The following is an 8,594-nucleotide window of genomic DNA, read 5'->3' as shown; positions in this document are numbered from 1 at the left end:
GTATGGCGCAGGATTCCACGATGGATTTGGAGAAGACTTATCCTGATGGTAGCGCTGATTGTTACGGCAACACTCTCGTGACGAGTGAGGCCTTCGGATGGTATCAAAGCCATATGAAGACCTCATTGGTTGTTTACAAACTTGACAACCATGATGTAAACAATAATATCTACATAAATGCTTTCGATAATGTTCACAATATTGTTACAACATTGTAGACAAGGTAACTGAAGATGTTGTATGACTCCTTACTTTGGTCTATAATTCTTCTACAAAAGTATTGATATTGTAAACACAATGGTAAACATTACTGTTTACAATATTGTTATCAATACTATAAACAATAGTGTTTGAAACATCGTAATCAATGATGAAAACAATATTGACTACAAGAGATCCTTGATCTTTTTCTTTGAGATAGGTACGTCAACGTTCACTGCGCCGTTTTTGCGCTCATAGCGACTGATTCCGATGGTTATCATATGCTCCATCAGCTCGCGTATAGAAAGCCCTTCTTTCTCAGCGATAGCCTTAACCTTCGCTACCAGGACTTTGTCACATATAAAACAAAATCTATCCCAGTCATAGACCGTCTGTTTTACACTCTTCTTCTCTTCATTTGAAGGACTTGGAGTTGCTTCAACACCAGCTGTTTGGTAAGCCTCGGAAGCCATATCAAAGTCAAGAGGCTGTATGTTCTTTCTCTTTTTCATATTCCTACTGCTTTTTTATAAATTGCAAAATCTTCTCAAATGCGTATTTAACCTCAAAGCGCTGCTTATAATTCAGTGATAGTGTATTACAACATTCCAGTTCCACACGTTCCATTATTCGAGCTGTAATAAACCCCAACTTGCCAAAAGCGTCGTAAGCCATATTCCTGGCATCTACTAACTCTCCACGCTTCTCGCAGATAGACTTCACCATATTCGGCACGAAGACGATCTGAGCCTTGTTATTGACCATCTTAAAGATGCCACAGAACGTAGCCGTCTCGCGTACATTTTTCCTGTCATACCTAAACGGCATCACTACAACATCTGCAGCCTTGAAAAGCAGCTGGAGGTAATTGTTGTCGATATTACCGGGACAGTCAATCAGTACCACTCCAGGAACAGCCTTTATCTTTTCGATAACAGCAGTGGCATTCTCATCAACACGTATAGGTTTGATAAGCCAAGAGGGAGAAGCTTCTGGATTGACCTGCAGGTCATCCAGACGATCTTTGTAGAGAGAAAGCTGAGGATCTGCATCCATAGCCAGTACTGGCACTTCCTTCTCAATGGCATAGGAAGCGAACAGTTCAAGAAGGGTGGTCTTTCCGGTTCCACCCTTATCCCAAAGTCAGGGTAAAGGAGGTTATCTCAACTAATAATTTATCCCAACTGTGTATGTATATTCCTGATACACTACACGTTGTGTTTGAAAAGTTGAGATAAAATTTTGTAATTTTGCAGCGTTTTCTTATTTTTTAATTCAAAATGAATACTGCAAATTTACAAAACACTAAAGATGTGCTTCTTAATTATCTTGCAGAAAAAGGGTATAGTAAAAGATATATCCTATCTGTAAAGTATGCAATTAGGGATGTCCTCTTGTATGGCCCACAGTTTGACACCTATGAACAGGTGTATTGTTATCTGGCAGAGCGGAAGAAGTTAAAAGTCAAGCAAGACACACTTCGAGAATTGGGGCACACTATTGCACTTGTGCGAAGATTTGATGAAAAAGGTCAATTGCCCAGCAGAGCCATTCATCATCCTTTCATTACCAACAAGCCTGCTGTTCCTAAATTGTCAGAACAGTTCGCATTTCTAGTTGACAATTATAGAACAAATGCACCAATTCTCCTGTCGCATGACCATCCCCGTATTGTATCATATTACAACGTAGGAGTGTCATTCTTCCTATATCTTCAAAAACGAGGAGTTTACAAAATACAAGATGCAAATGTTGCAGATGTGACATCCTTTTTTTATGATGGGACAAAGCCTGTTAAAGGGAAAAGTCACAAAATGGCTATTAGGGCTATAATGCGATGTGTAAAAACTGATTTGCGTAGTGATGCACTTGATTTCATGGATCTTCTTCCGTATATTCCAAGAAAGATGTCAAATTATCAGTATATGACGCAAGAAGAGTCTCATAGCTTTGCAAGGGCCATAACAGATGAGCAAAACGGCCTGTCACTATTCGATAAGGCATTGGCTGCAACTATCTATTATTACGGACTACGTTCAACAGATGTAATGTCTCTGACAATGGATAATGTCGATTTTAATAGAGACATAATAACTCTGACACAATCAAAAACGGGTAACGTATTGGAACTTCCTTTAAGCGCTATGGTCGGGAATGCTATATTGGACTATTTGGAGAATGAAAGGCCGAAGAGTGAAGACAAAGTCATATTTGTCCATGCCAAAGCTCCGACTACACAGATGGGGGATATTTGGTACCATCTAAAAAAGGTGTTTAATGCTGCCGGTATCCGTTTAAATGGAGGAGAAGTGGGATGCAGACTCTTACGTCATCATGTGGCAACATATTTACTGTCTAAGAAAGTCTCTCAGCCTGTTATCAGCTCTATCCTTGGTCATTTGCTTCCACAATCTCTCAATCATTACGTGGACTCTGACATTGAAACTCTACGTGAATTTGCTTTAGATGTTTCTTCGTATCCAATTAATAAAACACTAAGAAGCTTATGGCCGAGATAATATTCAAATCAGGACTTAAGGACCAATTTGATTCTTTTGTCCAATATAAGAAAGGGACCCAGAGATGGAACAGATCTTCTGAGTATTTCCTATGTTGCTTTGATAAGTTCTGTGCAGAGAATTTTCCCACCACAAAGTCGTTAACGGAAGGAATGCTTTGTTGGTGTAAAGAAAGAGATACTGAACATGGAAACTCTTGTTCTTTCCGTGTAAGTGTCATTAGAGAATTCGTCCGCTTTGCTCGCAAAATGAATTGGACAACTTTGGATTTGCCAACAGTTCCTGCATATAAGCCAAGAGGCTACATTCCACATTTCTTTACAGAAGAAGAAAAGACGTTGTTTTTCATAGAACTGGACAAATATATAATAAGAATCAAAGATTATAAAAAAGATCAAGCCATGGTAAGAACCATGACTGTTCCCGTGATGTTCCGTTTGCTCTTCAGTAGTGGAATGCGCACCAACGAATTACGACTTCTTAAACGCAATGATGTGCATTTGGAGTCGGGAGTCGTAAATATTAACGATTCAAAGGGTAACGACAGGCATAGAGTGGCATTGCACAAATCGATGTGGGATTTATTATGCGACTACGATTCTGCTATGGAGAAGTATATGCCAAATAGAACTTTCTTTTTCCCTTCTGACAAAGATCTACCACGACAAGAGCAGTGGTTGACAAGGATATTTCGGGTAGTATGGGCACGTGTTAGTTCAAATCAATCTGCCATCCCTTACAATTTCAGACATAATTATGCAATAACCAACATCAACAGCTGGGAAAATATAGGTTATGAAATCAACGACAAACTCATCTATCTTGGCAGGACAATGGGGCATACAAAGTTTTCAAGTACTATGCACTATTTCCATCTTGCCCCCTGCTTTGCCACAAAGTTAAAACATAAAGGTTCAATTCCATACCAGGACATATTGCCATTATACAACAATGAAGAATAATAAAAAAAAGCTAACATTAGACCGCTATGTCTATGACTGGGTAACCACATATTTGCCTAAACTCAGAATTAGTAGCACAGCTACTCTTAGAACATATAAAAGGGCATTGAATATATTCCTTGAATATCTCGAGTTGTCTGGGGTCACAGAACTGACTCCAGACAACTTATCTCCAGGCGTTGTAAACAATTGGATGAAGTGGTTGGTTGAAAAGAGAGGCAATTCTGCAACCACATGTAATTCAAGATTAGCTGCGATAAAAAGTTTTGCTAAGTACATTGGCTCTTGTGACAATACTCTCCGTAGTCTATATTTCGACATCTCTGACTATGTAAAGCCCGTAAAAGGGCAACAGACAAAAGTGTGTGGCATATCTAAAAATGGAATTCATGCAATTTTGTCAGAGCTGGGTGGGGGGAAAAAAGACATCAGAGACAGGGCATTCATGCAGATTCTCTACAGTGCAGCATTGAGATTGGACGAAATATTATCTCTTACAATTGAGAATGTCCACATTGAAAAAGAAAAATCATTTATTATTGTTTTAGGCAAGGGAAACAAGTTGAGGACAATACCTATTTTCAAGGAAGATGCGAAAATTCTAGAAGAATATATTGAGACCCATCATGGACCATCTCCTGTTCCTACTGATTATCTGTTTTTCTCACCGGTTCGCAATGAAAAAGGCAAACTATCACAGGAATGCATGAGAAAACGTATCAAACAAATAGCAAGCAATGCCCGGGTAAAGTGTCCTGATATTCCTGATAACATCCACCCGCACCAATTCCGACATGCAAGGGCACAACATCTTTTGGAAGATAAGGTTTTAAACCTTGCAGAACTATCAAAATTCTTGGGACATGCCAGCATCGAAACAACAATGGTGTATCTTGATGTTACGATAAATCAAAAGTTACAAGCTTTTACACAAATGGAGAAAGACAATAATCTCCCTACTAAGAAGAAGTGGAAGGACAAAAAAAGTGACATAGCCAAACTTCGTTCATTACTTGGCATGTAATATTTATCCCAACTTTTCACGAGAGCAATATCATAATATCAATAGGTTCTATGTGAAGTTGGGATAAATTATTAGTTGAGATAACCGCCCTTCATGTTTGAAAAAAGTACAATTTTGTTTCTCATATTACTTGCAATTTGAATTGATATCTTTAATTCGAATGACGACCTTTATCGATTTATCTGCTTGTGCATATTCTTAGTGTTCACAGGTCAGAAAATTTAATGATTTGTCTGATGGTTATTCTTCAGATATTCTTCCGGAGTACAGCCATAACGCTTGAAAAAGACGTTACGCATCTGAGTAATGCCATCTTTAGGTAAATCGTAGATATTGTCTATCACGGCTTTAGCTGAAGATAGAGAGATATTCTGTTCGTTGATCTGCTGAATATTACGATTAGAATCCTGCTGCTGCTTAACAGCCTCAGGTGAAGGCTTTTTAACCTTATACTGAATCGATATACCAGGAATTATTTTCTGAAACAGCCGTGAGAAGGTGTTGAAATAAACACCCTCTAACAGGTCATATTGATCTTTTGTTGTCTCAATACGAATACAGTTATCCAGCTCAAAGACCTTTTCAATGCAGACTCCCGATAAGTCATCTTTATCTTCCTCTTTGACTTCCTTCATAAACTCAGCAAAGAAGATATGCCACTTCTGGAAGAGAGCCTGACGAGCATTGTCTGCTTCCTTCTTACGTGCCTCATATTCCTCAGTGAGGTATTCGTCACGCTTCTTGGCGCACTCTTCAACGAAGTCCTTCAAGGCGCATGTAATGACCATCGGATCCACCTTGCCATAGAACTTACCGAAATCACCACGCTTAAAGCGATAGAAGAACAGCTGCATCATGGAGAATTTCATATCCTTGTACTCAGAAGCAATAAAATCTGCAAGATCTTCTATTTGTTCGTCCGTCATACTCTTTGAACCACAGAAAATGTTCAGATCAGAAATGGCAACAGTTAACCAATTTGAAGAAGAATGCTTTCCTAATGCCAAATCAAGTGTAGCAAGCGTAGAATAATCAGCCATGATGCTTTTACGCTCATCACAGCCAAATTTTACTTGAGTCTTAGGATTATACTTGATGGCAAAATCCTCAAACGACTGGAAGTTCTTCGTCAGGTTGCTGACTTGCTGCTGCACGGCGACTGATAATTGTTGCTGCTCCTTGTCGGAGGTCTTCAGCTGTTCTATAGCCGTTGTTACTACTGCTTGTTCCATATAGCTGAGTATTTGGGTTTATTACTGTGTGATTATAGTTTCCTTCGAGAACCTTGGGAAAGTTGTTTGGACGGACAATCCAATCGAGAGAGGCCACAAAAGGCTTATCACTGGCTCCGTTGAGGAATGGCGCTGTGGCAGCATTGATGACAGCTTTCATAAGCGCCTCCTTGCTATACTCCTTCACACGAGCCAACAAACGCTCTTTCCGCTGACCGCCAATCTTCACAATAGGCGGAATGACGGAATGATGCTCCTTTAACGTGCGGTTGAAGAACTCTATAAAAGCCGGAAGGTTGATTTCTTTATCTGAACTGCTTCCACCTCTGTTGTCCAAAGAATCGTTTCCGCATCTTTCTTGTTTCCGTATCTTAACCTTTTCCGTATCCTTTAAAGAACTCCCTTCTTCTCTGTTGTCAAAGCCAACACCTCCAGAGTTTCTTTCATCATCCCCGACAGTCATCGGTTCGTCCGATGACTGAGATTCTGAACGAAGTGAAGAATCGATAATATTATTTTCTTTTCTTTTCTTTACTTTACTTTCCTTTTCTTTACTTTGTGTGTTTTTTATAGGGAAAACTTCATTTCCTCTCGGTATATCTCTGTTTTCCCCTTGGAAAACTTCATTTTCCCTCGAGAGAACTTTGGTGGCTTGTTTCTTTAATCTTTCCTTCTTTCTATTTTCTACGAGACACGAAAGACTTTCGTCTAACAATGGGCAGGTTAGATATTTTTTTCTATTACATTCAATTATTTTTAAAAGCTCTATTTTGATGCAATAATCGATAAATAATTGAAATTCCTCTTTATCGCTATCAAAGTCTGCCGCAACCAATTCTATAGTAAGGTCATCCATTTCCATCCTGAAGAAATTGGATTCTGTGAGGTATTCAAGCAAATATTGCCATATGCCATATCCCCAACGTTTGAAATGTCGGCGAAGAGCTTTTATCTTCACCTCATTTCTCATTGAAGCACTATGAGGAAAATAATCCGCGTTATTTTTTAAAGGTCTTGCCATAAATTATATTTTAGATAACTTATAAGACTTGCTTCCTGGTTTTAAACTCGGGTGCTTTATTTTATTTTGATTCAGAGGTTCAGTCGGTGATAATGCGTTGAACATCATCATAGAGGAAGAGAAGTCTTCCTCCTACCTTCCGATAGTTTAACTTACCTTCTTTTTTCCACCTCCAAAGCGCTGGGTACTTCACGCCCGTGAGCGCCTCTGTTTGGCTACAAGTTAAGAATTTCTTGCCGCCAACAAGAAATGGAGTTATCACCTCACCGTTAGGAGCGATATCCGATGGCGTAGGTTGTGGATGCATATCTCTCAACATTTTCTCCGCCATTTCTTTGGCTCGCTTCTCTATTTCCGCTTCAATCGTTGATAATAAGTCGTTACCCATAATATGTTTATTTTTCAGCAAAGTTACAGAAGAACATTATTTGCTCAATGAAAAAAATAAAAAATCGTCGAATTTTAACACTTTCCCGACTTTTTGGGGACCCCAAATGTTAAAATTCAGCGTGCTAAATTTTAGCTATATGACTCATTTTCAGCAATATAGAGCATTTTGATGAGCTGTCGAAAAAAGTGTTGACTGACAGGAAAAAACGTCAAACTTTCTTCAAATCGCTGATTCTCAGCAACTTAGCGTCTGCTTAAAACGAGTTACATTATGAATCATATGCCACTTGACCAGCTGCTCCAGTGCGGTGACATTCCCTCCATCGTGCTCTCTCCACGCAGGCCCAATGGGTACTCATTTTTTATTTATTGCTCTTAATGAGTTGAGTTTATCAATAGATCTAATTGTATTTATTTACGATATTTTTATTAATGACTAAATATTTTCCTCCAAATTACTTACCTAATAATTTTTTCACCAATTGCCTCAACTCTTTTTTTGAAAGATTGTCAACCTCAATCTCAGGATTGTCTTTGTCAAAATTTAATAGCTTGGCGTTATATTTAAACCTTATCTCCAGAGGATACTTATCCATATATCCTGCTGTTACATCGTTACCATGAGAGTGTCCCATACTCTCAGCAATATATTCTTCCTCTACTCCTGCCAATTTCAGGTTTGTGGCGAAGGAATGCCGAGCCCAGGTACCTGATATGACCTTATCCCAATGAAGTACTTCTTTTACGACACGTTGTACACGTTCCCGGATGTTGGTATTCTCCTGTCTTTGAATCTTCCTTCGTTTTACCTCGTCTGTTACATTCTTAAAAATAAATGGAAATACATAAGCACCTTTTACAGGGGGGGCGGCTATCTCATCCAGAATCTTCTGGAGTGGAGGAGTAATTGGAACGATGACGACAGACATGTCGTTACTTCGTGCTGCCGTTTTCTTTCTCATGAACTCAAAGGCACGGCCACCCTCCTTCCAATAAGTGGAACCATATTCAAGACGCGCCGCATCAGCAAGATTAAATCCGTTGCAGAGATACTGCGCCAAGAAGAGACCAAGAGACTGGTGAGCTCGTTCAATATAGAACGGCCCTAGGGTGTTAAGTTAACTCTGACGTTTTTGTGTTAAAATTTGGGTAAGAAAATTAACTAAATATATTTACAATATTTAGTAAAATAATCGTCTAAAAATTTGCGTATATTGCTGATTTTTAGTAACTTTGTAAAGTTAT

General features: G+C 39.0%; 9 protein-coding genes and 1 pseudogene. 4 read left to right on the top strand and 6 right to left on the bottom strand.

Features of this window, described 5'->3' with window-relative positions; genetic code table 11:
- On the top strand, positions 1 to 218 hold a 218-nt coding region (locus tag J6O61_RS06090; protein ID WP_292210823.1), incomplete at its 5' end, for a hypothetical protein.
- 168 nt (positions 219 to 386) lie between these two features.
- On the opposite strand, the gene J6O61_RS06085 is transcribed toward J6O61_RS06090, so the two are convergent.
- A complete protein-coding gene (locus J6O61_RS06085; protein WP_292210821.1) occupies positions 387 to 713 on the bottom strand; it encodes a hypothetical protein in 327 nt (108 codons plus the stop codon).
- 4 nt (positions 714 to 717) lie between these two features.
- Positions 718 to 1,323 (bottom strand): annotated as a pseudogene (locus J6O61_RS06080) (ParA family protein); the annotation flags it as partial.
- 158 nt (positions 1,324 to 1,481) lie between these two features.
- Between J6O61_RS06080 and J6O61_RS06075 the strand changes: the two are divergent.
- The 3 genes from J6O61_RS06075 (at position 1,482) to J6O61_RS06065 (ending at position 4,706) form a co-directional block, all read left to right on the top strand.
- On the top strand, positions 1,482 to 2,720 hold the full coding sequence (locus J6O61_RS06075) for a tyrosine-type recombinase/integrase (RefSeq protein ID WP_292210819.1): 1,239 nt from the start codon (positions 1,482 to 1,484) through the stop codon (positions 2,718 to 2,720).
- A 248-nt stretch (positions 2,721 to 2,968) separates the two neighbouring features.
- The gene (locus J6O61_RS06070; protein WP_292210816.1) at positions 2,969 to 3,682 is read left to right on the top strand and encodes a tyrosine-type recombinase/integrase; all 714 of its coding nucleotides are present in this window, start codon (positions 2,969 to 2,971) and stop codon (positions 3,680 to 3,682) included.
- On the top strand, positions 3,672 to 4,706 hold the full coding sequence (locus J6O61_RS06065; RefSeq protein ID WP_292210814.1) for a tyrosine-type recombinase/integrase: 1,035 nt from the start codon (positions 3,672 to 3,674) through the stop codon (positions 4,704 to 4,706). The genes J6O61_RS06070 and J6O61_RS06065 overlap by 11 nt, the downstream gene beginning before the upstream one ends.
- Before the next feature lie 221 nt (positions 4,707 to 4,927).
- Here J6O61_RS06065 and J6O61_RS06060 read toward each other — a convergent pair whose 3' ends face one another.
- The 4 genes from J6O61_RS06060 to J6O61_RS06045 form a co-directional block, all read right to left on the bottom strand.
- Positions 4,928 to 5,860 carry a DUF6633 family protein gene (locus J6O61_RS06060; protein ID WP_292210811.1) on the bottom strand — a complete coding sequence of 311 codons (933 nt, stop codon included), beginning with the start codon at positions 5,858 to 5,860 and terminating at the stop codon, positions 4,928 to 4,930.
- The gene (locus J6O61_RS06055) at positions 5,814 to 6,959 is read right to left on the bottom strand and encodes a Lin1244/Lin1753 domain-containing protein (RefSeq protein WP_292210808.1); all 1,146 of its coding nucleotides are present in this window, start codon (positions 6,957 to 6,959) and stop codon (positions 5,814 to 5,816) included. The genes J6O61_RS06060 and J6O61_RS06055 overlap by 47 nt, the downstream gene beginning before the upstream one ends.
- Positions 6,960 to 7,038: 79 nt before the next feature.
- Positions 7,039 to 7,368 carry a helix-turn-helix transcriptional regulator gene (locus J6O61_RS06050; RefSeq protein ID WP_292210806.1) on the bottom strand — a complete coding sequence of 110 codons (330 nt, stop codon included), beginning with the start codon at positions 7,366 to 7,368 and terminating at the stop codon, positions 7,039 to 7,041.
- Positions 7,369 to 7,804: 436 nt separating this feature from the next.
- Complete coding sequence (locus tag J6O61_RS06045) at positions 7,805 to 8,311, bottom strand: hypothetical protein (protein WP_292210803.1); 507 nt, start codon at positions 8,309 to 8,311, stop codon at positions 7,805 to 7,807.
- Positions 8,312 to 8,594: the final 283 nt, after the last annotated feature.

The organism is Butyrivibrio sp., assembly GCF_017635265.1.
In the GTDB taxonomy this organism is placed as follows: Bacteria; Bacillota; Clostridia; order Lachnospirales; family Lachnospiraceae; genus Butyrivibrio.
This window is presented reverse-complemented; position numbering and strand designations above follow the sequence as displayed.

Bases quoted from the DNA above. Each gene is read 5' to 3' on its own strand.
- J6O61_RS06085 (WP_292210821.1), bottom strand. From the start codon at position 713: ATGAAAAAGAGAAAGAACATACAGCCTCTTGACTTTGATATGGCTTCC.
- J6O61_RS06075 (WP_292210819.1), top strand. From the start codon at position 1,482: ATGAATACTGCAAATTTACAAAACACTAAAGATGTGCTTCTTAATTAT.
- J6O61_RS06070 (WP_292210816.1), top strand. From the start codon at position 2,969: ATGAATTGGACAACTTTGGATTTGCCAACAGTTCCTGCATATAAGCCA.
- J6O61_RS06065 (WP_292210814.1), top strand. From the start codon at position 3,672: ATGAAGAATAATAAAAAAAAGCTAACATTAGACCGCTATGTCTATGAC.
- J6O61_RS06055 (WP_292210808.1), bottom strand. From the start codon at position 6,959: ATGGCAAGACCTTTAAAAAATAACGCGGATTATTTTCCTCATAGTGCT.
- J6O61_RS06045 (WP_292210803.1), bottom strand. From the start codon at position 8,311: ATGAGAAAGAAAACGGCAGCACGAAGTAACGACATGTCTGTCGTCATC.